The organism is Mycobacterium sp. 852002-10029_SCH5224772 (assembly GCF_001667315.1).
In the GTDB taxonomy this organism is placed as follows: Bacteria; Actinomycetota; Actinomycetes; order Mycobacteriales; family Mycobacteriaceae; genus Mycobacterium.
Map to the genome: position 1 here is coordinate 1 of NZ_LZHT01000010.1, position 24,172 is coordinate 24,172.

At 67.1% G+C, this 24,172-nt stretch carries 24 protein-coding genes, 2 pseudogenes and 1 riboswitch; of the genes and pseudogenes, 14 read left to right on the forward strand and 12 right to left on the reverse strand.

All coding sequences use genetic code 11. The features are described 5' to 3' along the window. Both A5775_RS03020 and A5775_RS03025 read right to left on the reverse strand, forming a co-directional pair. On the reverse strand, positions 1–609 hold a 609-nt coding region (locus tag A5775_RS03020; RefSeq protein WP_156660550.1), incomplete at its 3' end, for a VWA domain-containing protein. Between the two features lie 58 nt (positions 610–667). Further along, on the reverse strand, positions 668–1,696 hold the full coding sequence (locus tag A5775_RS03025; protein ID WP_067247267.1) for a cupin: 1,029 nt from the start codon (positions 1,694–1,696) through the stop codon (positions 668–670). Positions 1,697–1,839: 143 nt separating this feature from the next. Here A5775_RS03025 and A5775_RS03030 point away from each other — a divergent pair, with 143 nt between their 5' ends. Then, positions 1,840–2,505: a GntR family transcriptional regulator gene (locus A5775_RS03030; protein WP_067247270.1), complete on the forward strand. Its 666-nt coding sequence runs from the start codon at positions 1,840–1,842 to the stop codon at positions 2,503–2,505. On the opposite strand, the gene A5775_RS25810 is transcribed toward A5775_RS03030, so the two are convergent. Continuing rightward, entirely contained in the window at positions 2,502–2,882 is a 381-nt protein-coding gene (locus A5775_RS25810; RefSeq protein WP_231995105.1) for a hypothetical protein, read from the reverse strand. The two genes, A5775_RS03030 and A5775_RS25810, sit on opposite strands and share 4 nt — an antisense overlap. Before the next feature lie 21 nt (positions 2,883–2,903). After that, positions 2,904–3,161 (reverse strand): annotated as a pseudogene (locus A5775_RS26180) (polysaccharide deacetylase family protein); the annotation flags it as partial. Positions 3,162–3,296: 135 nt separating this feature from the next. Here A5775_RS26180 and A5775_RS26185 point away from each other — a divergent pair. Both A5775_RS26185 and A5775_RS03045 read left to right on the forward strand, forming a co-directional pair. Next, the gene (locus A5775_RS26185; protein ID WP_369827765.1) at positions 3,297–3,893 is read left to right on the forward strand and encodes a TetR/AcrR family transcriptional regulator; all 597 of its coding nucleotides are present in this window, start codon (positions 3,297–3,299) and stop codon (positions 3,891–3,893) included. A gap of 35 nt (positions 3,894–3,928) precedes the next feature. Then, positions 3,929–5,716 (forward strand): alpha/beta fold hydrolase, encoded by a 1,788-nt coding sequence (locus A5775_RS03045; RefSeq protein ID WP_156660552.1) that lies wholly within the window; start codon positions 3,929–3,931, stop codon positions 5,714–5,716. Between the two features lie 34 nt (positions 5,717–5,750). Here the strand turns inward: A5775_RS03045 and A5775_RS03050 are convergent, their stop codons facing one another. The 3 genes from A5775_RS03050 to A5775_RS03060 are packed head-to-tail and all read right to left on the reverse strand — an operon-like array spanning position 5,751 to position 8,520. Further along, positions 5,751–6,839, reverse strand: a complete 1,089-nt coding sequence (locus tag A5775_RS03050) for an adenosine deaminase (RefSeq protein WP_067247278.1) — start codon at positions 6,837–6,839, stop codon at positions 5,751–5,753. Further along, positions 6,836–8,119, reverse strand: coding sequence for a thymidine phosphorylase (locus A5775_RS03055; RefSeq protein WP_067247281.1), 1,284 nt, complete (start codon positions 8,117–8,119; stop codon positions 6,836–6,838). Before A5775_RS03055 ends, A5775_RS03050 begins: the two co-directional genes overlap by 4 nt. Then, positions 8,119–8,520 carry a cytidine deaminase gene (locus tag A5775_RS03060; protein WP_067247358.1) on the reverse strand — a complete coding sequence of 134 codons (402 nt, stop codon included), beginning with the start codon at positions 8,518–8,520 and terminating at the stop codon, positions 8,119–8,121. Before A5775_RS03060 ends, A5775_RS03055 begins: the two co-directional genes overlap by 1 nt. Before the next feature lie 269 nt (positions 8,521–8,789). Between A5775_RS03060 and sdhC the strand changes: the two genes are divergently transcribed. The 5 genes and pseudogenes from sdhC to A5775_RS03085 all read left to right on the forward strand — a co-directional run. After that, positions 8,790–9,128 (forward strand): succinate dehydrogenase, cytochrome b556 subunit, encoded by a 339-nt coding sequence (sdhC, locus tag A5775_RS03065; RefSeq protein ID WP_067247285.1) that lies wholly within the window; start codon positions 8,790–8,792, stop codon positions 9,126–9,128. Then, positions 9,125–9,604, forward strand: coding sequence for a succinate dehydrogenase hydrophobic membrane anchor subunit (locus A5775_RS03070; RefSeq protein WP_067247288.1), 480 nt, complete (start codon positions 9,125–9,127; stop codon positions 9,602–9,604). Before sdhC ends, A5775_RS03070 begins: the two co-directional genes overlap by 4 nt. Before the next feature lie 17 nt (positions 9,605–9,621). After that, positions 9,622–11,376, forward strand: coding sequence for a succinate dehydrogenase flavoprotein subunit (gene sdhA / locus A5775_RS03075; RefSeq protein ID WP_067247293.1), 1,755 nt, complete (start codon positions 9,622–9,624; stop codon positions 11,374–11,376). Beyond that, positions 11,376–12,173: a succinate dehydrogenase iron-sulfur subunit gene (locus A5775_RS03080; RefSeq protein ID WP_067247296.1), complete on the forward strand. Its 798-nt coding sequence runs from the start codon at positions 11,376–11,378 to the stop codon at positions 12,171–12,173. The genes sdhA and A5775_RS03080 overlap by 1 nt, the downstream gene beginning before the upstream one ends. A gap of 91 nt (positions 12,174–12,264) precedes the next feature. Next, positions 12,265–12,909 (forward strand): annotated as a pseudogene (locus A5775_RS03085) (carboxymuconolactone decarboxylase family protein); the annotation flags it as partial. Here A5775_RS03085 and A5775_RS03090 read toward each other — a convergent pair. Continuing rightward, a complete protein-coding gene (locus tag A5775_RS03090; protein ID WP_067247302.1) occupies positions 12,878–13,807 on the reverse strand; it encodes a sigma-70 family RNA polymerase sigma factor in 930 nt (309 codons plus the stop codon). The pseudogene A5775_RS03085 and the gene A5775_RS03090 sit on opposite strands and share 32 nt — an antisense overlap. Before the next feature lie 42 nt (positions 13,808–13,849). Here A5775_RS03090 and A5775_RS03095 point away from each other — a divergent pair, with 42 nt between their 5' ends. Next, the gene (locus tag A5775_RS03095) at positions 13,850–15,193 is read left to right on the forward strand and encodes an aspartate aminotransferase family protein (RefSeq protein ID WP_067247306.1); all 1,344 of its coding nucleotides are present in this window, start codon (positions 13,850–13,852) and stop codon (positions 15,191–15,193) included. On the opposite strand, the gene A5775_RS03100 is transcribed toward A5775_RS03095, so the two are convergent. Continuing rightward, entirely contained in the window at positions 15,190–15,465 is a 276-nt protein-coding gene (locus tag A5775_RS03100) for a hypothetical protein (RefSeq protein ID WP_067247311.1), read from the reverse strand. The two genes, A5775_RS03095 and A5775_RS03100, sit on opposite strands and share 4 nt — an antisense overlap. Before the next feature lie 169 nt (positions 15,466–15,634). Here A5775_RS03100 and A5775_RS03105 point away from each other — a divergent pair, with 169 nt between their 5' ends. From A5775_RS03105 to A5775_RS03120, 4 genes are all read left to right on the forward strand, one after another. Continuing rightward, positions 15,635–16,888, forward strand: coding sequence for a D-alanyl-D-alanine carboxypeptidase family protein (locus A5775_RS03105; RefSeq protein ID WP_067247315.1), 1,254 nt, complete (start codon positions 15,635–15,637; stop codon positions 16,886–16,888). A gap of 6 nt (positions 16,889–16,894) precedes the next feature. Further along, positions 16,895–18,247, forward strand: coding sequence for a sugar porter family MFS transporter (locus tag A5775_RS03110; protein ID WP_067247319.1), 1,353 nt, complete (start codon positions 16,895–16,897; stop codon positions 18,245–18,247). 14 nt (positions 18,248–18,261) lie between these two features. Beyond that, positions 18,262–19,374: an N-acetylglucosamine-6-phosphate deacetylase gene (nagA, locus tag A5775_RS03115; protein ID WP_369827766.1), complete on the forward strand. Its 1,113-nt coding sequence runs from the start codon at positions 18,262–18,264 to the stop codon at positions 19,372–19,374. 50 nt (positions 19,375–19,424) lie between these two features. After that, positions 19,425–19,488: riboswitch (guanidine-III (ykkC-III) riboswitch) on the forward strand. Between the two features lie 11 nt (positions 19,489–19,499). Further along, positions 19,500–19,814, forward strand: coding sequence for a multidrug efflux SMR transporter (locus A5775_RS03120; protein WP_067247326.1), 315 nt, complete (start codon positions 19,500–19,502; stop codon positions 19,812–19,814). Here the strand turns inward: A5775_RS03120 and yhjD are convergent. Both yhjD and trpS read right to left on the reverse strand, forming a co-directional pair. Next, on the reverse strand, positions 19,811–20,848 hold the full coding sequence (yhjD, locus tag A5775_RS03125; protein WP_067247329.1) for an inner membrane protein YhjD: 1,038 nt from the start codon (positions 20,846–20,848) through the stop codon (positions 19,811–19,813). The genes A5775_RS03120 and yhjD overlap by 4 nt on opposite strands. Before the next feature lie 11 nt (positions 20,849–20,859). Next, positions 20,860–21,879, reverse strand: a complete 1,020-nt coding sequence (gene trpS / locus A5775_RS03130) for a tryptophan--tRNA ligase (protein ID WP_067247332.1) — start codon at positions 21,877–21,879, stop codon at positions 20,860–20,862. 246 nt (positions 21,880–22,125) lie between these two features. On the opposite strand from trpS, the gene A5775_RS03135 reads away from it, so the two are divergent. Further along, the gene (locus A5775_RS03135) at positions 22,126–22,935 is read left to right on the forward strand and encodes an alpha/beta fold hydrolase (protein ID WP_067247335.1); all 810 of its coding nucleotides are present in this window, start codon (positions 22,126–22,128) and stop codon (positions 22,933–22,935) included. On the opposite strand, the gene A5775_RS03140 is transcribed toward A5775_RS03135, so the two are convergent. Beyond that, positions 22,928–24,169 carry an NADP-dependent isocitrate dehydrogenase gene (locus A5775_RS03140; RefSeq protein WP_067247338.1) on the reverse strand — a complete coding sequence of 414 codons (1,242 nt, stop codon included), beginning with the start codon at positions 24,167–24,169 and terminating at the stop codon, positions 22,928–22,930. The two genes, A5775_RS03135 and A5775_RS03140, sit on opposite strands and share 8 nt — an antisense overlap. Between the last annotated feature and the right edge of the window lie 3 nt (positions 24,170–24,172).

Sequence of the window (24,172 nt, forward strand, 5' to 3'; positions counted from 1 at the left end):
GATGCGGGCCGGCGGCGGGTTGTCGCCGCCGGTGACCGCCGTCGCACCGATCGCGTGCAGGGCGGTGAAGATGGCTTGGCCGGTGGCCGTGCTGTCGGCGAAGTCCAGCTTCTTCAGCGCGTCGAGGGTCGCCTGGTGTTGCGGGGTGGGTGGCACCAGCAAATACGGGGTGCCGGCGAAACCGACGAGCCCGAGATTGATGCCGGGCGTCAATTGGCTGGCGAACTGGCTGGCCGCCTGTTCGGCGGCCTTGAGCCGGTTGGGTTCGACGTCGGTCGCCCGCATCGACTGTGACATGTCGATGACGAGCATCACGACGGCGCGGTTGAGCGGGATTCGGACGTCGGACGTCGGCCCGGCCATCGCCGTGGTCAGCAGGACCAGCGACGCGGCCAGCAAGATGGTCGGCACGTGCCGCCACCGACTCGGGTGCGGCGGGGCGACGCGCTCCAGCACCTCCATGTTGGCGAACCGCAGCACCCGGCGACGGCGGGCGAATTGCTGCACGACGTAGAGGCCGATCACCAACAGCACGGCCAGCAGCGCCAGGAAGAACCAGGGGTTCTGGAATCCAGTCAGCGACACCGGGCCCAGCAGGGGCACCTTCATGTCGAGCCACCCTATGCGTCAAATCTGGGCCTCGCATCGACCCGGGCGGCGGAGCCGTTCACCCGGCGGCGAGATCGCGGCGCTGGGTGAACTTGATGTCGAGGCTGCGCAGGTGGGTCTGCAGCCCGGCGTCCTGGACGGGGATCAGGTGGGCGGGCTCGTCGGTCTCGTTGTAGTGGGCGTGCCACATGCCCGGCGGGGTGGTGAAGGCGCACCCGGCCTCCCAGTCCACCCGGATGGGGTCGACGATGTCGCCGCGCTCGTCGAGACGCGTACCCAGCAGCGTGTAGCAGCCCGCCGGGGGCGCATCGAGGATGAGGTCCAACGCGACCGACTGGTGCCGGTGTGGGCGCTGCACCTGATGGGGCGGCAGCAGGCCGAACATGGCCCACAGCACGTGGGTGATGGTCAGGGTCTGCGCCTGCGCGGCGTTGGCCAAGAGCACGCTGACCCGGCTCTTCTCGTTGGCGCCGGGACGCGAGGCGATCTCGGTCAGCTTGGCCACGGCGTCGGCGCGGCGGAACTTCGTGGGACGGAACCGGGGCCGGGTCGCGTCGGCGCCCAGGTAGCGCATCAGCGGCTCGTCGTGCACCCAGTACATGGTCGTGTCGGCGGCGGCGTGGAACACCGAGTGCGCACCCGCGGGCAGCGTCACGAAATCGCCCTTCTCCCACTCGATCAGGCTGCCGTTGACCACCGCGAAGCCCCGCCCGTAGAGCACGTAGTACAGCTGCGAGGTGGCGTTGGGGTTGGTATCGAGGTGTTCGTTCGCGCGGATGCGCACGAAGTTGGCCAGCAGGGCGGGGCTGGTCGCCGCGCCAGTCGTGCCGCCCAGTTCTGCGGACAGGTCCAGCGGGATCACGCCGGTCGGCGCGTCCAGGTAGATCTCGGGGCCGAACCGCCTGATCGGCACCCCGGGGGTCAACCCCGAGCCGATCGGGTTGGCGGCCTTGGAGTATTCGAAGTATTCGGCCTGTTCGGCCCACTCCTCGAACCGGCCCTCGAACCCGTATTCGGCGACGTTGACCATTGGCGCGGGGACCGTCGGGTCCAGGTTCGCGGTCCCTAGCTGCTGCGTGGTGGGCATGTCGTCTCCCTTGAAGCTCGAGTATCTCGTATCTAAATAGTATTTATCTTGTATCTAAGCGTCAAACACCGCTGGTAGATCGCCTGGGTGTACGGTCGTTCGGACGGTTGAGATACGACTTAGCTACCAGGGAAGGTCTCGGCGTGGCAGCAAAGGACGCCCGGCCGGGGACGGCCAAGGACCGCGCGCTCGAGTATGTCAAGGGGCGCGTGCTCACCGGCGAGCTCCCGGGCGGCGAACTGATCAGCGAGGGCGACGTGGCCACCGCACTGGGGATGTCACGCACCCCGGTGCGCGAGGCGTTTCTGCGGCTGGAGGCCGAGGGTCTGCTGCGCCTGTATCCGCAGCGCGGCGCGCTGGTGGTTCCGGTTTCGCCGGACGAGGTGCGCTCGGTGATGGAGGCGCGGCTGGTGCTCGAGCAGTTCGCGGCCGGCAAGGTGATCGGGCGCGGCGCCGCCGTGTGCGCCGCCGTGTTCGAGCGCCTGTCCGTCCAGCTGGCCCGGCAACGCGACGCGGCGGCCGCGACGGACTGGCGGGCGTTCGTGGAGGCCGACCGCGCCTTCCACGCCATCACGCTGCAGGAGTCGGGCAACGCCATCCTGTCGGGCTTCTACGCCTCCCTGCGCGACCGCCAGATGCGGATGATCGGCGAATCGGCGCTGCGCGACCCCGATCGGGTGGCCACGATCATGGTGGAGCACCTGGGCATCGCGGAAGCGTTGCGCGACGGCGACTTACCGCGCGCACTGCAGGCGGTGCAGACCCACTTGGCCAGCACGGTGCGGGCCATGGGACGGTCGGTGTTCTAGGACTCGGGTCGCAGGTGATCGACGGGTGTTCGCATCCGACCGCGGACGATCGGCATGCAATCCCCCGGGAGTTCTGTGGTGACCTGCACGCCGGAGCGGGTCAGTTCGTCGAAAAATCTCGGTAGCGCCTCCATCGCGCCGGTGGGTAGGTCGTGCAGCACGACCACGGTGTGCTGGTAGCGGCGGGTATCGGCGAGCGCCCGGCTCACCCAGCCGCCGGGATCGGCCCAGTCGCGCGGGACGCTGTTCCACAGGACGCAGCTGTACTTCTCCGCGATGAGGTGATCGACCGCCGCCTGATTCAGACAGCGCCGGTCGAGCACGCCCTCCGTTCCCCATGGTCGGAAGTACCGATTGGCATCGGCGAAATCATCCAAAAGCTTTTGCGTACCGCTGATTTCGTGAATTGCTTCCGCCGGTGATAGCTCGCCCAGAGGTCGACCATGGGTGAAGGAGTGATTGCCGATCCGATGCCCATCACGCACGGCCCGCGCCGTCAGCTCGCGTCCCTGCGGCGCGCAAACCCTCTCCCCGACGACGAAGAAGATGGCGGACATCCGCCGCTGCGCCAGCGCATCGAGAACCTGATCCGTGACTCCAGGCGTCGGGCCGTTGTCGAAGGTCAAAGTGATCTTCGGCGTCACATTCGCGTGCATGCAGGTGCTCACCCGTCACATCATGGTTGCCTGACTGATCGATCAGACAGTATGTTATCGGGTAACTGGTGCCGAAGAGAAGAGTCGATGTTGACCGCAACAGTTCCCGAGGCTCAGCACAACCCTGGTTCCGCGATGACGGCAGGCGACGCCCGGCAGCGAATCCTGCGGACCACGGTGAGGTGCTTCGGCGCGTACGGCTACGAGAAATCCTCGATGAAGCTCATCTCGAACGAGGCCGGCGTTTCGCAGACACTGCTGCACTATCACTTCGAGACGAAGGAAAAGCTCTTCCAGGCGGCGGTCGACGACATGGCCAAGACGATGTTCTCCACCGCTTCGGCCCGACTGACGGACGCGGTGTCCGTGGGTGACAGCCTGACCAAGGCGGGCGATCTGGTCTACACCCTGTTCATCGACAACCTCGACGCCGTCACCTTCATGGTCGAGTTCGCCGCAGCGGCCAACCACAACGAGTTCTTGCGGACCGCGTATGTCGACTATCGCGATACCCAGCGCGGGCGGATCGCCGAGCTGCTACGCACCATCATTGGTGACGATGCGCCGCCGGGTTTGATCGACGAGACGGTGCATCTCTTCGAAATCGTGCTGCTGGGCATGTCGATGCAGCGCCCGTTCATCTCCGACACTTCACGCTTCCGCAGCGATTTCGACGCTTTCGCGCGCATGATCGGCACCCACATCACCGAAGGATTGGATCGGAGAAGCTGATGATCCCGAACACCACCACGGCGCCAGTGCCGCCGATGGTCGAAGACGCGGTGACAGGATCCGGTGCCAGACGTATTTTCGTGCGTCGCTATGACAATGACAACGCCGACTATGTCCTGGTGCTGGTGCATGGGACCGCCGGGAACAGCGAGGGTTACGACACGTTCGCCGAGCACATGCGCCGCCACTATCGGGCGGCGGTCTATTCGTTCGACCTCACCGGGCACGGTCGCACCGAGGGCATGGCGGGTGTGTTCACCTTCGAAGACTTTCTCGAAGACACCAGGGCAGTAACCGATTACGCCGCACGACGCACTTCGCTACCCGTCGTCGTGCACGGTGCCAGCCAGGGTGGAGAAGTCGCTTTTCACGCGCTCGACGCGTGCCCGGCAGTGGCGGCCGGTGTGTGCATGAACATCTTGTTGAACCACGAGACGCCAATGAGGACGGCGATCCGACTGTTTCAGTCGCGCCCAGCGCAATGCGCGGCAGCCAGGATAGGTGATCGGCTGCCGGTCCCGCTGCGACGGTTCATAGACTTCAAGGCCGCCTACCAAGAAGACCCCGGATTGCTGGACACTAAGAAGAAGGACCCGCTCTACGTCTGGTCGTATGGATTCAAGAGCTACCACTCGGTGTTCAACTATGTCCCGCCTCTGCCCGCCGCCGCCAATACGAAACCCGTTCTGATCACCTGCGGCGAGCACGATGAAATCGTCGGCGCCGAGCACTGCCGCGCATGCTTTGAGCGGATCGGCGGAACCAAAGACTTTTTCATGATGCCCGGCGGCGGCCATCAGCTCATGTTGTTCGACAGAACCGTCTACAGCCGGGTCATCGATTCGTGGATTCGGGAGCGTGTGCTCGACAAGGCCCAATCATGGGAAGCGGCAATCGAACCCGAAGAGCGGAGCTACTTCGAGTTCCTCGACCGGGAACGCGCCAATGACGCAGCCGGTGAGCCCGAGTACCGCTATTCGATGATCGATCGCGCTCTGGTGCGGGTCTGCAACGGCACGATCGAGCGCGGCGTCCGTTATTTCTCCAACGCTGACGTCAGCGCACAGTGGCGCTTCACCGCAGAACTGGTCAGCGAAATCGACTACACCGCATGGGAATTCCTACACGACTACCTTCCATCCGCAAACACCGAACGCCCGCAGATGGCAGTGGTCGGCTGCGGCAGCGGCGGGGCGATCGCGGGATTGCTGGAACGATATCCAGAGTTGGGCGAGTGGGACATCGTCGGCGTCGACGTCGACTATAAAGCGATCGACGCAGCCCGCAAGCGCTTCACCGACAACACCAGGCTGAAGTTCATTGTCGGCGATGCCCGAACCGCGGATGTGTTGGCGACCAGTCGGTTCGATCTTGTTTACCTGCACGGAGTCCTCGACCATTGCACCGAGCACCGCCGTCTGTTCGACAGCGTATTACGCGCGCTGAAGCCGGGCGGCCGGATGTTCTACGTCACGCCGGATCGCAACCTGTTCACCTGGCTTTGCTTCGTCGCGATTGGGCCGCTGTACGTGTTCGGTCTACACAAGTCCAACCACGACTTTCGGCGATTCCCCCGCCCGGCGGAGTTGAATAGCCTCCTTCAGGACGCCGGTTTCGAGTTGCTGCCCAGGCGAGGTCGGCCGACCGCGCCGGCCATGGTCGGCCTCGAGTACAAGTCTGGGATGAATCCGTTCCCGGTCAGGAGGTCGGTGCGCACTCGCGCCCTCGACGAGAAGATCTTCAAGCACACCAGCCCCAGGTGGTGGTTGCGCAACGGCTTCATCGGTGAGTATGCGGGGGCGGCGCAAAAGCCGAGCCGATGAATTTCGGCGCAGCTCAGAACGTCGATGCCGCCCGCTAGCCAATCAGCACGGCGTAGCGCGGCTTGATCACCTCGTCGATGATCGCCAGCCGCTCGCCGAACGGGATGAACGCGGACTTCATCGCGTTGATGGTGAACCGCTCGAGGTCGCTCCAGCCGTAGCCGAAAGCCTCGACCAGGCGCAGCATTTCGCGGCTCATGAAGGTGTCGCTCATCAACCGGTTATCGGTGTTGACGGTCACCCGGAACCGCGCGCGGGCCAACAGATCGAACGGATGCTCGGCGATGCTCTTGACGGCGCCGGTCTGCACGTTGGAGCTCGGACACAGCTCCAGCGGAATTCGCTTGTCCCGCAAGATCGCTGCCTGTTGACCCAACCGAACCTGCCCGTCGGGCAGCACTTCGATGTCGTCGACGATCCGCACCCCGTGGCCCAGCCGGTCGGCGCCGCAGAACGCGATCGCCTCGTGAATGGACGGCAGGCCGAACGCCTCCCCGGCATGAATGGTGAAACGGGCGTTGTGGTCTCGCATGTACTCGAAGGCATCCAGGTGCCGCGTCGGCGGGTTGCCGGCCTCGGCGCCGGCGATGTCGAAACCGACAACCCCCTTGTCCCGGAACCGGATTGCCAGCTCGGCGATCTCCCGGGACACCGCCGCGTGCCGCATGGCCGTAACCAGCAGGCGCACCATGATCGGCCGGCCCGCGCCGGCACACGCCTTCTCTCCGTCGGCGAATCCGGCGAGCACGGCATCGACGATGGCGTCGAAGGACATGCCACGGTCGATGTGCAGCTCGGGCGCGAACCGGACCTCGGCGTAGACCACCGAGTCGGCGGCCAGATCTTCCACGCACTCGTAGGCGACGCGGTGCAGCGCCTCGGCCGTCTGCATCACCGCCACGGTGTGTGAAAACGGCTCCAGGTAGCGCTCCAGCGAGCCGCTGTGCGACCGCGTGCGAAACCACGTCGCCAGCTCGTCGACGTCGGTGGCCGGCAACTCGTCGTAGCCGATCTGCTCGGCGATCTCCAGCACGGTCGACGGGCGCAGCCCACCGTCGAGGTGATCGTGCAGCAGCGCCTTGGGCGCCTTGCGGATCTGCTCCAGACCCAGCGGCGCGGTCACGTGACGATCCGATCGATGATCAGCGGCCAGGAAGCCGGGGCCGTGTCGCCGACGCTCCAGCCGCCGTCCAACTCCGCGAGCGCCGCGCCGAAGCGCTCCGGGGTGTCGGTATACAGGGTGAACAGCGGCTCACCGGCGGTGACCGGCTCGCCGGGCCGGCGGTGGATCCGGATGCCGGCGCCGAACTGCACGCGGTCGCCCGGACGGGATCTGCCCGCACCGAGCCGCCAAGCCGCCAGCCCCACTGCCATCGCGTCGATACCGCCCATTGTGCCGCCCCGGGCGGCGGTGACGGTCTCGGCATGCCGACCGATCGGCAACGGCACCGACAAATCGCCGCCCTGGGCGGCGATCAGCCGGCGAAACCGGTCCATCGCGGTGCCGTCGCGCAGCGTCTCGCCGGGATCGCGGTCGTCGATCCCGGCCAGCTCGAGCATCTCGGAGGCCAGTCGCAGCGTCAGCTCGACGACGTCGGGCGGGCCGCCCCCGGCCAGCACCTCGAGCGACTCGGCGACCTCGAGGGCGTTGCCGACGGTCGCACCCAGCGGGCGGTTCATGTCCGTCAGCAGCGCGCGGGTGGGCACGCCGTGCGCGGCACCCAGCTCGACCATGGTGTGCGCCAACTCGCGGGACTGGGCTTCCGAGGCGGTGAATGCGCCGGAACCGACCTTCACGTCGAGGACCAGCGCGCCGGCGCCCTCGGCCAGCTTCTTGCTCATCACCGAGCTGGCGATCAGCGGCAGCGCCTCGACGGTGGCGGTGATGTCGCGCAGCGCGTACAGCTTCGCGTCGGCCGGGGCCAGGTCACCGGCGGCGAAGATGGCCGCGCCGAGGACGCGCAGTTGCTCGCGCACGCGGCGGGTGGACAGCTCGGCGGTGAACCCGGCGATGGATTCCAGCTTGTCCAGGGTGCCGCCGGTATGGCCGAGTCCGCGGCCCGACGCTTGGGGCACCATCGCGCCGCAGGCGGCGACGACGGGCACCAGGGGCAGGGTGATCTTGTCCCCCACCCCGCCGGTCGAGTGCTTGTCCACGGTGGGCCCGTCGAGGTCGCTGAAGTCGAGCCGCTCGCCCGAGGCCAGCATCGCCGCCGTCCACCGGGCGGTCTCGCCGCGATCCATGCCGCGCAACAGGATCGCCATCAACAGGGCCGCCATCTGTTCCTCGGCCACCCGGCCCGCGGTGTAGGCGTTGACGACCCAGTCGATGGCGGCGTCGGACAACCGGCCGCCGTCGCGTTTGGTCCTGATCACGGTGGGCGCGTCGAACGCGGGCGGCATCAGGTGCGCCCCGCGGCCAGGTCGTCGGGGCCGAAGGCGTCGGGCAGCAGGTCGCCGAGCCGGCGGGGCCCGCCCGGATGGTCGATCAGCAACTCGGGACCCCCGTGTTCGGCCAGCACCTGGCGGCATCGCCCGCACGGCATGAGCACCGATCCCCGCTGATCCACGCACGCCAGCGCGATCAGCCGCCCGCCGCCGGTCGAATGCAGGGCGCACACCACGGCACACTCGGCACAGAGACCAAGGCCATATGAGATGTTCTCCACATTGCATCCGGTGACCACGCGGCCGTCGTCGACCAGCGCGGCCGCACCCACCGGGAATCGCGAGTACGGCGCATAGGCCCCCGCAGAAACCTGGATTGCCTTGTCCCGCAATATATTCCAGTCAATCTCCGGCATCACGCAACCCCGCTCACCCATGGCCGCTTCCCACAGTCACCCTAGCCGCAAAACGGCATTTCGCTTGACGGACATTGGCGCAAGTCACACCGTGCGCGAGCTAAGCTCAAGTGCCCGGCGTGACTGTCGCGCAACGTCGCAAGAAGGTCGCAAGAAGGCGGAGGACTGGGGTGACTACACAACCGACAACCGCGGATCCGTCGGCACCCGCACCGGCTACCTCGCGCAAACGCAGGCCGCCGCGGACCCTGTACCGGGGAGATCCGGGCATGTGGTCGTGGGTGCTGCATCGCATCAGCGGTGCGACGATCTTCTTTTTCCTGTTCGTGCACGTCCTGGACGCCGCGATGCTCCGGGTGAGCCCGCAGACCTACAACGCGGTGATCCACGACTATCAGATGCCGATCGTCGGCCTGATGGAATACGGCCTGATCGCCGCGGTGCTCTTTCACGGCCTGAACGGAATCCGGGTGATCCTGATCGACTTCTGGTCCGAAGGCCCGCGCTATCAGCGGCTGATGTTCTGGATCGTCGGCGTCGTGTTCCTGCTGCTGATGGTCCCGGCCGCCGTGGTGACCGTCATCCACATGATGGAGCACTTCCGATGAGCAGCCCCGACCTTCAACTAACCCCCCAATTCCAAAGGGGCCAGGCGGCCCCCGTCAAACAGCGCAGCCACGACCGCCCCGCCAGCCTGGACAATCCCCGTTCGCCGCGGCGCCGGGCCGGCATCCCCAACTTCGAGAAGTTCGCCTGGCTGTTCATGCGGTTCTCGGGCATCGCGCTGTTCGTGCTGGCGATCGGCCACCTGTTCATCATGCTGATGTGGGACAACGGCGTTTACCGCATCGACTTCAACTATGTGGCGCAGCGCTGGGCGTCGCCGTTCTGGCAATTCTGGGACCTGGCCCTGCTGTGGCTGGCCCAACTGCACGGCGGCAACGGCCTGCGCACCATCATCGACGACTACAGCCGCAAGGACAGCACCCGGTTCTGGCTCAACAGCCTGCTGCTGTTGTCGATGGGGTTCACGTTGGTGCTGGGCACCTACGTGCTGGTGACATTCGACCCGAACATTTCCTGATCCAGGGAGGCTGACCCGTGATCCAGCAACACCGATACGACGTGGTGATCGTCGGCGCGGGCGGTGCCGGGACGCGGGCGGCGGTGGAAGCGGCTCCGCAGGTGCGCACCGCGGTGCTGACCAAGCTCTACCCCACCCGCAGCCACACCGGCGCCGCCCAGGGCGGCATGTGCGCGGCGCTGGCCAACGTCGAAGAGGACAACTGGGAATGGCACACCTTCGACACCGTCAAGGGCGGCGACTACCTCGCCGACCAGGACGCGGTGGAGATCATGTGCAAGGAAGCCATCGACGCGGTGCTCGATCTGGAGAAGATGGGGATGCCGTTCAACCGCACCCCCGAGGGCCGCATCGACCAGCGTCGCTTCGGCGGACACACCCGCGACCACGGCAAGGCCCCGGTGCGTCGGTCCTGTTACGCCGCCGACCGCACCGGCCACATGATCCTGCAGACGCTGTATCAGAACTGCGTCCGCCACGACGTGCAGTTCTTCAACGAGTTCTACGCGCTGGACCTGGTGCTCACCCAGACCCCGAGCGGGCCGGTGGCCACCGGTGTGGTCGCCTACGAGCTGGCCACCGGCGAGATCCACGTCTTCCACGCCAAGGCGATCGTGCTGGCGACCGGCGGCTCGGGCCGGATGTACAAGACCACCTCCAACGCGCACACCCTGACCGGCGACGGCATCGGCATCGTCTTTCGCAAGGGACTTCCGTTGGAGGACATGGAGTTTCATCAGTTCCACCCGACCGGCCTGGCCGGTCTGGGCATCTTGATCTCCGAGGCCGTGCGCGGCGAGGGTGGGCGGCTGCTCAACGGCGAGGGCGAGCGCTTCATGGAGCGCTACGCCCCGACGATCGTCGACCTGGCTCCGCGCGACATCGTCGCCCGCTCCATGGTTTTGGAGGTCCTGGAGGGCCGCGGCGCGGGCCCGCACAAGGACTACGTCTACATCGACGTCCGCCACCTCGGTGAAGACGTGCTCGCGGCCAAGCTGCCCGACATCACCGAGTTCGCCCGCACCTATCTGGGGGTGGACCCGGTGCACGAGCTGGTCCCGGTGTACCCGACGTGTCACTACGTGATGGGCGGCATCCCCACCACGGTCACCGGACAGGTGTTGGCCGACAACACCTCCACGGTTCCGGGCCTGTACGCGGCCGGCGAGTGCGCGTGCGTGTCGGTGCACGGTGCCAACCGGCTGGGCACCAACTCGCTGCTGGACATCAATGTGTTCGGCCGCCGGGCCGGCATCGCCGCCGCGTCGTACGCCCGCGGTCACGACTTCGTGGACATGCCCCCGGAGCCGGCGGCGATGGTGGTCGGCTGGGTGGGCGACATCCTGAGCGAGCACGGCAACGAGCGCGTCGCCGACATCCGGGGGGCCCTGCAGCAGACCATGGACAACAACGCCGCGGTATTCCGCACCGAGGAGACGCTCAAGCAGGCGCTGACCGACATCCACGCCTTGAAGGAACGCTATTCCCGAATCACCGTGCACGACAAGGGGAAACGATTCAACACCGACCTGCTGGAGGCCATCGAGCTGGGCTTTCTGCTGGAGCTGGCCGAGGTCACCGTGGTCGGGGCGTTGAACCGCAAGGAGTCTCGCGGTGGGCATGCCCGCGAGGACTACCCCAACCGCGACGACGTCAACTACATGCGCCACACCATGGCGTACAAGCAGGGCAGCGATCTGCTGAGCGACATTGCGCTCGACTTCAAGCCGGTGGTGCAGACGCGCTACGAAGCCAAGGAACGGAAGTACTGATGACCGACGTTTCAGAACAGCAGGTCGAAACCCTGGAACCGCCCCTGCCGCCGGTTCCCGACGAGGCCGCGATGGTCACCGTCAAGATCGCCCGGTTCAACCCCGACCAGCCCGACGCCTTCGCGGAAACCGGTGGCTGGCAAAGCTTTCGGGTGCCGTGCCTGCCCAGCGACCGGATGCTCAACCTGCTGATCTACATCAAGAGCTACCTGGACGGGACGCTGACCTTCCGGCGCTCCTGCGCGCACGGGGTATGTGGTTCGGACGCCATGCGCATCAACGGTGTCAATCGGTTGGCGTGCAAGGTGCTGATGCGCGACCTGCTGCCCAAAAAGCCGGGCAAGGCACTCACTATCACGGTCGAGCCGATCCGGGGGCTGCCGGTCGAGAAGGACCTGGTGGTCGATATGGAGCCGTTCTTCGACGCCTACCGCGCGGTCAAGCCGTACCTGATCACCACCGGCAACCCGCCGACGCGCGAACGCATCCAAAGCCCGACCGACCGCGCCCGCTACGACGACACCACCAAGTGCATCCTGTGCGCGGCCTGCACCACCAGCTGCCCGATCTTCTGGCACGAGGGCAGCTACTACGGCCCGGCGGCGATCGTCAACGCGCACCGCTTCATCTTCGACAGCCGCGACGAGGCCGCCGCCGAGCGCCTGGACATCCTCAACGAGGTCGACGGCGTGTGGCGGTGCCGCACCACGTTCAACTGCACGGAGGCCTGCCCGCGCGGCATCCAGGTCACCAAGGCGATCCAAGAGGTCAAGCGCGCGATCATGTTCTCGCGCTAGTTTCTTCGCGCTGAGCTCGGGGCCTGGTCCCCGAACGTGCTATCGCATCCGATAGCACGTTCGAAACTCATCAATTGGTTCTGGCAGCCCGTCACACATCGCCGGGCTGTCTCGTCTGACCGATATGACACAGAAAACCCGCATCGAGCCCCTGCCACCCAAGCGCGCCGGGCTGCTGACCCGGGCCATGTACCGGGTCGCCAAGCGGCGCTACGGTCAAGTACCCGAGCCCTTCGCCGTGGCCGCGCACCATCGCGGGCTGCTGATCGCCAGCGCCATGCACGAGACGATGGTCGACCGGGCGTCGAAAACCCTGCCGGCCAGCGTGCGTGAGCTGGCGGTGTTGTGGACCGCGCGCCGGATCGGCTGCTCGTGGTGCGTCGACTTCGGATCGATGCTGCAGCGTCTGGACGGCCTGGACGTGGAGCGGCTCAAGGAGATCGATAACTACGCCACCTCACCGGCCTATACCGACGACGAGCGCGCCGCCATCGCGTATGCCGACGCGATGACCACCGATCCGCACACCGTCACCGACGAACAGGTCGACGACCTGCGGTCCCGCTTCGGCGACGCCGGGGTGTTCGAGCTGACCTATCAGGTCGGGTTGGAGAACATGCGGGCGCGGGTGAACACCGCGCTGGGCATCACCGAGCAGGGCTTCAATTCCGGTGACGCCTGCCGGGTCCCGTGGGCTGACCAGCTCAACGAGACACGCGCAGCGGAGACCCGGTGAACTTGTCCGGGTTGGCGACATCCCAGAGGGCGCAGACCTTTCCGTCTCGCACCGTCATCGCCATGATCCGCGGGCACATCTCGCGGTAGCTCTCGTCCGCGGGGAAGCCGGCGGTGTAGATGCCCAGCTCGCCGTTGACCAGTCCCAGTTGGTACGACGTGTAGAAGGCGGGACCGTAGCGGTTTGCCAAGCCGAGCATGAACCGGACCACCTTGTCCGGTCCGTGGATGACCTGAACCGCCGTGGGCGCCTTGCCATTTGAATCGCCGGTGAAAATGACGTCCGGATGCAGCAAGCTCACCACGGCTTCCAGATCGCCGGCGGCCATGGCGGCCATCAACTTTCCCACCACCTCGTTGTGCGACGGGTCGGGTTCGGGCGGCGGCTGGGCCGCGACCGCCTTGCGCGCCCGCGAGGCCAGCTGCCGGGCGGCGGCCTCGCTGGTGCCCAGCGCCTCGGCCACCTCCGCGAACGGCACGTCGAACCCGTCGTGCAAGACGAATGCGACCCGCTGATCGGGCGAGAGTCGCTCCAGCACCACCATGGCCGCGAACCGGGCGTCCTCGCCGGCCACCACCGCGGACAGCGGATCGGCTTCGGCAGCAGGCGGGCCGAATCCGGTGACGACCGGTTCGGGTAGCCAGTTGCCGGTGTAGGTCTCGCGACGATGCGCGGCCGAGCGCAGCCTGTCCAGACCCAGCCTGCTCACCACCGTGGTCAACCACGCCCGAAGGTCGGTGATCTGCGTTCCCTTTTCGGGATCCTGCCGATGCCAGCGCAGCCAGGCGTCCTGGACGATGTCCTCGGCGTCGGCGACGGTGCCGGTCAGCCGGTAGGCGACCGACATGAGATGCGGTCGCAACGACTCGAATTCGCTGACCTGTTGCGTTGAGGTCATATCGCCGAGCCTAGCCCGAACCGCGCGCTACGCTCACCACCAATGAGCGACAATCTGTGGCTACACTTCTCCCGCCACGGCCCGGGAATCACGCCGCCAATCATCACCCGCGCCGAGGGTGTCACCATCTTCGACGACCGCGGCAAGGGCTACCTCGACGGCCTGTCCGGGCTGTTCACCGTGCAGGTCGGCCACGGCCGCGCCGAGCTGGCCGAGGCCGCCGCCCGGCAGGCGGGCACGCTGGCGTTCTTCCCGCTGTGGGGGTATGCCACCCCGCCGGCCATCGAGCTCGCCGAGCGTCTCGCGGGCTACACACCGGGCGACCTGAACCGGGTCTTCTTCACCACCGGCGGCACGGAGGCCGTCGAGACCGCGTGGAAATTGGCCAAGCAGTACTTCAAGCTCACCGGCAAACCCGGTAAGCACAAGGTGATTTCGCGCGCGGTCGCCTACCACGGCACCACCCACGGCGCCCTGGCGATCACCGGGCTGCCGCGCTTCACGGCGCCGTTCGAGCCGGTGACTCCCGGCGGCTTTCGGGTGCCCAACACCAACTTCTATCGGGCACCGGAACACTTCAGCACCGACCCAAAGGCCTTCGGACAGTGGGCCGCGGACCGCATCGCCGAGGCCATCGAGTTCGAGGGGCCCGACACGGTGGCCGCGGTATTTTTGGAGCCGGTGCAAAACGCGGGTGGCAGCATCCCGCCTCCCCCAGGCTATTTCGAGCGGGTGCGCCAGATCTGCGACTCCTACGACGTGCTGCTGGTCTCCGACGAGGTGATCTGCGCGTTCGGCCGCATCGGGTCGATGTTCGCCTGCTCATCGGACATCGGAGACTTCGGCTACGTGCCCGACATGATTACCTGCGCCAAGGGGATGACGTCGGGCTATTCACCGATCGGCGCCATGATCGCCAGCGAGCGCCTGTTCGAGCCCTTCAACGACGGCGCCACGATGTTCCCGCACGGTTATACCTTTGGCGGCCACCCGGTTTCGGCGGCCGTCGGGCTGGCCAACCTCGACATCTTCGAGCGCGAGGCGCTGAACGATCACGTCAAAACCAACGCACCTTCCTTCCGCGCCACCCTGGAGAAGCTCTACGACCTGCCAATCGTCGGCGACGTGCGCGGCGAGGGCTTCTTCTACGGCGTGGAACTGGTCAAGGACAAGGCGACCAAGCAGACCTTCAGCGACCAAGAGCGCCGCCCGCTGCTCACCCGGGTCGGGTCGGCGCTGTTGGCTGCCGGGTTGTATTGCCGCACCGACGACCGCGGCGATTCCGTCATCCAGCTGGCGCCCCCGCTGATCAGTGGCCAAGCGGAATTCGACACCATTGAATCCATCCTCAGGGGCGTCCTGCACGAGGAATCGGCGCGGCTCTAACCCGAGCGCCTGACGGCATCGGCGGCCAGCAACACCTCCCGGGCATGCGCCGCGTTGGGATCGTTCACCAACCGCGACACCGCGTTGCACAGCCAGGCGAGCGCCGACCGCAACTCCGCGTCGGTCGCGGCGTCACGATGCAGCTTGAGTTCCGCCAGTACCTGATCGAGCCCGGAACGCCGCACCTGGCTCGCCTTCTCGACCTGCTTGAGCAGATCCTTCAACGCGCGCGGGGCGGCGCCATCGCGCTTGCGCCGCAGCTTGGTCCACAATCGATCGTCGGAAATGGCAAACCCTTTTGAAGTCGGTGCGGGCGGGCGCCTTCCCGCGGGCCGCGCCCAGCGTATCCCGGGCCAGCTGCCCGGCTGAGTAACTTCCGTCCCATCAGTCACAGCGCGGCTCCCCGAATTCGGGCCCACAATCGCTTAGTGTGCACAGACGATGACCCTGTTACGTTCCGCATCATGCCTGGCAGCGGCGCTTTTCCTGATGGCCGCCCCGGCCACGGTGGCGGCGCCGACGGCGTTGCCGCTCGCGCAAGCCGAGCCGGGCGCCGAACCCAACGCCGCGCCCGCGAGTTGCCCGTACAAGGTGAACACCCCGGCCGCGGTGGATTCATCGGAAGTGCCCACCGCCGGCGATCCCCCGATCCCGCTGGCGGTGCCCGCCAAACCCGTCGGCGGTGACGCGCTGGGCAGTTGCGGCATTGTCGCCGCGCCGAATACGCCGCCCCTACCGGGCGACGTGTCCGCCGAGGCCTGGCTGGTGGCTGACCTGGACAGCGGCGCGGTCATCGCCGCCAAGGACCCGCACGGGCGTCACCGCCCGGCCAGCATCATCAAGGTGCTGGTCGCGATGGCCGCCCTCAACACGCTCAACCTGAACAAGTCGGTTTCCGGAACCGCCGACGACGCGGCCGCCGAGGGCACCAAGGTCGGCGTTCAGGAAGGTGGCGTGTTCACGGTCAACCAGTTGCTGCACGGCCTGCTGATGCACTCCGGCAACGACGCCGCCCACGCGCTGGCCATGCAGCTCGGCGGCATGCAGCAGGCGCTGGAGAAGATCAACGTGCTGGCCGCCAAGCTGGGCGGCCAGGACACCCGGGTGGCGTCACCGTCGGGGCTGGACGCACCCGGCATGAGCACCTCGGCCTACGACGTCGGGCTGTTCTATCGCTACGCGTGGCAAAACCCCACGTTCGCCGACATCGTCGCGACGCGGACCTTCGAGTTCCCCGGCCACGGCGACCACCCGGGCTACGAGTTGGAGAACGACAACCAGCTGCTCTACAAGTATCCCGGCGCCCTGGGCGGCAAGACCGGGTACACCGACGACGCGGGCCAGACGTTCGTGGGCGCGGCCAACCACGACGGGCGGCGGTTGGTGGCGGTGCTGCTGCACGGGACGCGGCAACCGATCGCGCCATGGGAACAGGCCGCGCATCTGCTGGACTACGGGTTCGCCACCCCGCAGGGCACTCAGGTCGGCTCGCTGGTGGCGCCCGACCCTTCGCTGGCACCGGCCAAGAGCGACACCGCCGCGGACCGGCTCGCCACCAACGCTGCGGCCGGCGCAATCATCGGTTCGGCGGACACCATGCCGGTCCGGGTGGGCGTCGCTGTCATCGGCAGCATCATCGTGTTTAGCTTGATCATGGCCGCACGCTCGATGAACCGTCGACCCCAACACCGCTGAGCCCCGGTGGCCACCGGATCGCGGCGCGGCCTGCTGGTCGGGCTGACCGCCGCCAGCGTCGGCGTCATCTACGGCTACGACCTGTCCATCATCGCCGGCGCGCAACTGTTCGTCACCGAGGAATTCGGGCTGTCCACCCGGCAACAGGAACTGCTGACGACGATGGTGGTGTTCGGCCAGATCATCGGAGCGCTCGGCGCCGGCGTGCTGGCCAACGTGATCGGGCGGAAAAAGTCGGTGGTGCTGATCCTGTTCGCCTACGCGGCTTTCGCGCTGCTGGCTGCGTTCTCGGTCTCTATGCCGATGCTGTTGGCGGCGCGCCTGCTCGTCGGCCTGACCATCGGCGTGACGGTGGTGGTCGTCCCGGTGTATGTGGCCGAATCGGCGCCCACGGCGGTGCGCGGCTCGCTGCTGACGGTCTACCAGCTGGCGATCGTCAGTGGGCTGGTCGTCGGTTACCTGACCGGCTACCTGCTCGCGGGCACGCACAGCTGGCGGTGGATGCTGGGGCTGGCCTGCGTGCCCGCACTGCTGTTGGCGCCGTTGGTGATTCGGATGCCCGACACCGCCCGGTGGTACCTGCTCAAGGGCCGCGTCGACGACGCCCGGCGGGCACTGCTGCGGGTGGAGCCCGACGCGCAGGTCGACGAGGAGCTGGCCGATATCGGCCGCGCGGTCAGCGAAGGCAGCGGCCGCCTCTCGGAGATACTGCCGGAAATGGTCCGCAGGCCCTATCTTCGGGCCACCGTCTTCGTCGTCGTTCTCGGCTTCCTGATCCAGATCACCGGCATCAACGCGATCATCTATTACAGTCCCCGGATATTTGAGACAATGGGGTTCACCGGCAACTTCGCGCTGCTGGGGCTGCCGGCGCTGGTGCAGGTGGCCGGCTTGGCGGCCGTTGGCACGGCGCTGCTGCTGGTCGACCGGGTGGGCAGGCGGCCAATCCTGTTGTGCGGCACCGCCATGATGATCGTCGCCGACGTCGTGCTGATGGCCGTCTTCGGCCGTGGGATCGGTGGCGCGGTCGCCGGGTTCGCGGGCGTGCTGTTGTTCATCTTCGGTTACACCATGGGTTTCGGCTCGCTGGGCTGGGTGTACGCCAGCGAAAGCTTCCCGTCGCGGCTGCGGTCCATCGGGTCGAGCACCATGCTGACCTCTAACCTGGTGGCCAACGCCATCATCGCCGCCGTCTTCTTGACCATGCTGCATTCATTGGGCGGCGCGGGGACTTTCGCGGCGTTCGCGGCGCTCGCGGCGGTCGCGTTCGTCTTCGTCTACCGGTATGCGCCGGAGACCAAGGGCCGCCAGCTCGAGGACATCCGCCACTTCTGGGAAAACGGCGGCCGGTGGGACTGATCAGCGCGGGAACAATGGCGGTCGGCGGGCAGATCTGCCGGCCGGGCTGGCTCGAGACCTCCGCCGGGCGGATCGTGGCCTGCGCGGCCGGGCCGCCGCCGGGCCCGCCCGACCGGGACTTCCCCGATTGCACTGTGGCACCGGGCTTTATCGACATGCACGTGCACGGCGGCGGCGGGGCTTCCTACACAGACGCCGAGGGTATCGACGACGCCGCCGCCTTCCACCTGCGCCACGGCACCACCACCACGCTCGCCAGCCTGGTGACCGCCTCGCCGGCGGACCTGCTCACCGGGGTGCGTGCGCTCGCCGACGCCACCAGGCGCGGAACGGTCGCGGGCATTCATCTGGAGGGTCCCTGGCTGAGCCGGGCGCACTGCGGGGCACACGACCGTACCCAGATGCGCGACCCGGACGAAACAGAGATCGACGCGGTGCTCAGTGCCGGCGGTGACGCGATCAAGATGGTCACCCTGGCGCCCGAGCTGCCCGGCTCCGACGCCGCGATCCGGCGTTTCGTGGACGCGGGAGTCGTTGTGGCGGTGGGGCATACCGATGCGACCTACGAGCAGACCCGGCACGCCATCGAACTGGGCGCTACGGTGGGCACGCACCTGTTCAACGCGATGGCGCCGCTGCACCATCGCGAGCCCGGCCCGGCGCTCGCCTTGCTGTGGGACCCGCGGGTGACCGTCGAGCTCATCGCCGACGGCGTGCACCTGCACCCGGACGTGGTGCGCGCGGTGATCGAGGCGGCCGGCGCGGACCGGGTCGCCGTGATCACCGACGCGATCGCCGCGGCGGGCCGCGACGACGGCGCGTACCGCCTCGGCGCGGTGCGCATCGATGTGGCATCCGGTGTCGCGCGGGTGCATGGAACGTCGACGATCGCGGGTAGCACCGCCACCATGGATCGGCTTTTCCGCGCCGTGGCCGGGATGGGCGAGGACCGCGACGCGGGACTGGCCGCCGCGGTGCAGACAACCGCCGCGACACCGGCACGCGCGCTGGGTCTCGATCGGGTGGGTGGTCTGCGGCCCGGCTATGACGCCAATCTTGTGGTGCTCGACCGTGATTTGCGAGTGGCCGCCGTCATGGCCCACGGCGACTGGCTGGTTGACGGGTAGCCGATCCGCCACGGTCGCATCCGTTGCGCCGCGCCGGTCTTGTTAGCATCGAGCCGTCAGCACCTGACACCGGACGAGGGGCCCCGTACCCGGCCAGCGAAAAGACGGCGCCGCGGAGGTGCGCGATGGCATGGCTCGTCCTGATTGCGTCGGGGGTGTTGGAAGCGGTGTGGGCGACCGCCCTGAACAAGTCCGACGGCTTCTCCCGGCTCGGCCCGTCGCTGGTCTTCGTTGTCGCGCTGGTGCTTTCGATGGCCGGACTGGCGACCGCGATGCGCACCCTGCCGGTCGGAACCAGCTATGCGGTATGGGTCGGCATCGGGGCCGTTCTCACGGTGGGCTACGCGGCGCTGACCGGTGACGAGCCGGCGTCGTTGACCAAGCTGTTGCTGATCGCCGGGATCGTGGCTTGTATCGCGGGTTTGAAGCTGCTCAGCTAGCGGCTACGGCGGGCAAATCCGGCGATCCGGGAAAGAGCCAGCGCCCCAACGGCTCCCAGGCCCATCGCGGTCAGCGTCTGGCGGGTATTGAGGCCCTCGTCCATGTGCACCCGCGGCGCGATGATCGCCGGTGCCGGCGGCTCGACGTGTTGGTCACGCGGATCGGTGGATGCCGTCGCCCCCCACGCGGTGCAGAACAGGACGAGATAGGCGGTGATGTAGGCGAACACCATCAACCCGAGTACCGGACCGAACGCGGCGCCCGCCGGGCTGCGCAACACCGTCTTCAGATAGATCGACCCCACCTGTTTGAACACTTCGAAGCCGACCGCCGCGATCAGCCCGGCCCGCATCGAATCGACGAAGCTGACCTTTTCCCGGGGCAGCCGCGCGATCATCCAGGTGAACAGCAGCCACGACACCAACGTCGCGATCGCGATCGAGAAAACCCAGAACAGCCAGTCGAACACCTCAAACTGCGGTACGCCAAGCCATTTCAGTAGCGTGGCCATGGGTGCGGCGTGGCCGACGGTGGTCAACGCGACGGTGGCCACGATCACCGCGAACGTCCCCAGCATCGCCAGCAGATCGGAGAACTTGTTGCGCACGAAGCCCGGTGACTCGATGTTGGAGTCCCACCACATCTCGGTCAGCGCTTGGCGCAGGTGCGATATCCAGCCCAGGCCCGCCCACACCGCGGTGGCCAGACCGATGACACCGACCGAAGTCCGGGCATCGATCGCCGAGTTCATCAACTCCTGCAGCTGATTACCCAGCGTGCCCGACACCTGCGAGCGAATGTGATCGTCGATCGTGCTCAGCAGCTGCGGGCGCCGGGCGAGCACGAATCCGAACACCGCGAAACCGACCATCAGCAACGGAAACAACGCGAAAATCGTGTAGTACGTGAGGCCGGCGGCAAAGAACCCGCCGTTGCGCTCGTCGAAACGCTGGTAGGCGCGGATGACATGGTCGAGCCACCCGTAGCGGACCCGCAGCCGATCAAGAGTGCCTGCCTTGGCCGGCTCGCTCATGGTGAAACTTCTTACCTCCGTTGCGGAAGGAACCCAAGCCGATCGTAAACCCGTTGGACCGTTTTCCCGGCGACATCGTCGGCCCGTTCGGCTCCGGCCGCCAAAATGGCCTCCAATTCGGCCAAGTCGGCGGTCAGTTCGTCGACCCGGGCCTTGATCGGGGCGACGAACTCGACCACCGCCTCCGCGGTGTCCTTCTTCAAATCGCCGTAACCCCTTCCGGCGTAGCCCTCGACGAGCTTGTCGATGCCGACGCCGCTGACCGCGGACTGGATGGTCAGCAGGTTGGACACGCCGGGCTTGGCGTCGGTGTCGAAGCGGATCTCGCGCTCGCTGTCGGTCACCGCAGAGCGGATCTTCTTGGCCGACAAGGCCGGATCGTCGAGCAGGTTGATCAGTCCGGCATCGGTGGCCGCGGACTTGCTCATCTTCGACGTCGGGTCGGATAGGTCGTAGATCTTCGCGGTGGCCTTGGGGATGAGCATGTCCGGCACCACGAACGTGTCCGGGAACCGGGCGTTGAACCGCTGCGCCACGTCGCGGGCCAGCTCGAGGTGCTGGCGCTGGTCTTCGCCCACCGGCACCAGATCGGTGTCGTAGGCCAGCACGTCGGCGGCCTGCAGCACCGGGTAGGTGAACAAACCCACGGTGGTGGTGTCGGCGCCCTGGCGCAGCGACTTGTCCTTGAACTGCGTCATCCGCGACGCCTGCCCGAAGCCGGTGAAGCAGCCCAGCACCCAGGCCAGCTGGGTGTGGGCGGGCACCTGGCTCTGCACGAAGACGGTGCTGCGGGCCGGGTCGATGCCCAGCGCCAGGTATTGGGCGGCGGTGATCAGGGTTCGCCGCCGCAGGGCCTCGGGATCCTGGGCGACGGTGATCGCGTGCAGGTCGACCACGCAGAAGAACGAGTCATGGTTGTCCTGCAACTCGACCCACTGCGTGAGGGCGCCCAGCGCGTTACCCAGGTGAAGCGAATCGGACGTGGGCTGCACGCCGGAGAAAATGCGGCTGGATCCGGTAGCGGTGCTCATGATGCACCGATCTTTTCACGCGGGCCGCCGCAGCCCGGTGTGCGGCCAGCTTCACGTTAGGAGCCGGGTGTGCGGTCAGCCGCACACCCGCGATCAGCCCACCTTGCGGTACCGGCGGTACCGCATTTAATGTCGGATTATGCGCATCCTCGTCTGCTCGGCTCCGTCATCGTGAGCTCCGCTCACTCGCCGTCGGCCCGTACGCCGACCCACCTCGGTCCTCGGGATGGCTCCGGAGAGCCGGTCGTGCTGCTCCACGGATTCCTGATGTCGCAGACGGTGTGGGATCCGGTGGCGCCGCGGTTGGCCGACACCGGCCGCTACGAGGTCTTCGCTCCGACGATGGCCGGGCACAACGGCGGACCCTACGCGGGCACCTGGCTGCTGAGCTCGTCGGTGCTGGCCGACCACGTCGAGCGCCAGCTCGACCAACTCGGCTGGGACACCGCGCACCTGGTCGGTAACTCGCTGGGCGGCTGGGTGGCCTTCGAGCTCGAGCGGCGCGGGCGGGCGCGCAGCGTCACCGGCGTCGGCGCCGCGGGCGGGTGGACGCGCTGGAGCCCGGTCAAATTCGAGGTCATCAGCAAGTTCATCGCCGGCATGCCGATCCTGGGGCTGGCCCGGCTGCTCGGCCAGCGCGTGCTGCGGCTGCCGCTGAGTCGCCGGCTGGCAACCCTGCCGCTGAGCGCGACCCCGGCGGGGGTCAGCGACGAGCAACTGTGCGGCGTCGTCGACGATGCCGCGCACTGCCCGGCCTACTTCCAGCTGCTGATCAAGTCGCTGCTGCAGCCAGGCCTGCTGGAGCTGGCGCAGACCGCGGTGCCCGTGCAGCTGGTGCTGTGCGAGAAGGACCGGGTGGTGCCGCCACGGCGGTTCAGCCGGCATTTCACGGACTTCCTGCCCGAGGGAACGAAGATCACCAAGCTCGACGGCGTCGGGCACGTGCCGATGTTCGAGTCGCCCGAACGCGTCACCGCGGCGATCGCCGACTTCATCGACGAATGCGGTGCGGGCTCGGACCGGCTATCTGACCGCCACCGGCCACCAGCTAGCTAGCCAATTCCTTTTCCAGATTCTCCGCGAGCGAGGTGAGGAATTCCTCGGTCTGCTGCCACTGCTGATCGGGGCCGATCAGGATGGCGAGGTCCTTGGTCATCTTGCCGCTCTCGACGGTGGAGACGATGACCGATTCCAGCGTCTGCGCGAACTCGATCACCTCGGGGGTGTCGTCCAGCTTGCCGCGGTGCGCCAGCCCGCGCGTCCACGCGAAGATCGAGGCGATCGGGTTGGTCGAGGTCGGCTTGCCGGCCTGATACTGCCGGAAGTGGCGGGTGACGGTGCCGTGCGCGGCCTCGGCCTCGACCGTCTTGCCGTCGGCCGTCATCAGCACCGAGGTCATCAGCCCCAGCGAGCCGTAGCCCTGCGCGATGGCGTCGGACTGCACGTCGCCGTCGTAGTTCTTGCACGCCCACACGTAGCCGCCCTCCCACTTGAGGCTGGCGGCGACCATGTCGTCGATCAGCCGGTGCTCGTAGGTCAGGCCCTCGGCCTCGAACTGCTCCTTGAATTCCTCGTCGTAGATGCGCTGGAACTCGTCTTTGAACATGCCGTCGTAGGCCTTGAGGATGGTGTTCTTGGTGGACAGGTACACCGGCCATTTGGCGTTCAGGCCGTACTTGAGCGACGCGCGGGCGAAGTCGCGCACGGAGTCCTTGAAGTTGTACATCCCCATCACGACACCGCCGTCGGCGGGGATGGACACCATCTCGTGCACCATCGGCTCGCTGCCGTCCGCGGGGGTGAATGTGATGGTGACGGTGCCGGGCTTGTCGACTTTGAAGTTGGTCGCCCGGTACTGGTCGCCGAACGCGTGGCGGCCGATGACGATCGGTTTGGTCCATCCCGGAACCAGGCGCGGCACGTTGGAGATGACGATCGGCTCACGGAAGATGGTGCCGCCCAAGATGTTCCGGATTGTCCCGTTCGGCGACAGCCACATCTTCTTGAGGTTGAACTCGGAGACGCGCGCCTCGTCGGGGGTGATCGTCGCGCACTTGACACCCACGCCGTGCTTCTTGATGGCGTAGGCCGCGTCGATCGTCACCTGGTCGTCGGTGCGGTCGCGGTGCTCGATGCCCAGGTCGTAGTAGTCCAGGTCGATGTCGAGGTGCGGAAGGATCAACATGTCCTTGATCAGCTTCCAGATGACGCGGGTCATCTCGTCACCGTCGAGCTCGACGACGCGGCCCTTGACTTTGATCTTGGCTTGCGTGGAACCCGGGTTGGACATGCT

Coding starts and splice junctions, on each gene's coding strand:
- A5775_RS03070 (WP_067247288.1), top strand. CDS start 9,125: ATGAGCAGCCCCGACCTTCAACTAACCCCCCAATTCCAAAGGGGCCAG.
- A5775_RS03120 (WP_067247326.1), top strand. CDS start 19,500: ATGGCATGGCTCGTCCTGATTGCGTCGGGGGTGTTGGAAGCGGTGTGG.
- A5775_RS03090 (WP_067247302.1), bottom strand. CDS start 13,807: ATGACCTCAACGCAACAGGTCAGCGAATTCGAGTCGTTGCGACCGCAT.
- A5775_RS03025 (WP_067247267.1), bottom strand. CDS start 1,696: ATGCCCACCACGCAGCAGCTAGGGACCGCGAACCTGGACCCGACGGTC.
- A5775_RS26185 (WP_369827765.1), top strand. CDS start 3,297: ATGACGGCAGGCGACGCCCGGCAGCGAATCCTGCGGACCACGGTGAGG.
- trpS (WP_067247332.1), bottom strand. CDS start 21,879: ATGAGCACCGCTACCGGATCCAGCCGCATTTTCTCCGGCGTGCAGCCC.
- A5775_RS03055 (WP_067247281.1), bottom strand. CDS start 8,119: ATGCCGCCCGCGTTCGACGCGCCCACCGTGATCAGGACCAAACGCGAC.
- nagA (WP_369827766.1), top strand. CDS start 18,262: ATGGCGGTCGGCGGGCAGATCTGCCGGCCGGGCTGGCTCGAGACCTCC.
- A5775_RS03140 (WP_067247338.1), bottom strand. CDS start 24,169: ATGTCCAACCCGGGTTCCACGCAAGCCAAGATCAAAGTCAAGGGCCGC.
- sdhC (WP_067247285.1), top strand. CDS start 8,790: ATGTGGTCGTGGGTGCTGCATCGCATCAGCGGTGCGACGATCTTCTTT.
- yhjD (WP_067247329.1), bottom strand. CDS start 20,848: ATGAGCGAGCCGGCCAAGGCAGGCACTCTTGATCGGCTGCGGGTCCGC.
- A5775_RS03045 (WP_156660552.1), top strand. CDS start 3,929: ATGGTCGAAGACGCGGTGACAGGATCCGGTGCCAGACGTATTTTCGTG.
- A5775_RS03095 (WP_067247306.1), top strand. CDS start 13,850: ATGAGCGACAATCTGTGGCTACACTTCTCCCGCCACGGCCCGGGAATC.
- A5775_RS03080 (WP_067247296.1), top strand. CDS start 11,376: ATGACCGACGTTTCAGAACAGCAGGTCGAAACCCTGGAACCGCCCCTG.
- A5775_RS03060 (WP_067247358.1), bottom strand. CDS start 8,520: ATGCCGGAGATTGACTGGAATATATTGCGGGACAAGGCAATCCAGGTT.
- A5775_RS03105 (WP_067247315.1), top strand. CDS start 15,635: ATGACCCTGTTACGTTCCGCATCATGCCTGGCAGCGGCGCTTTTCCTG.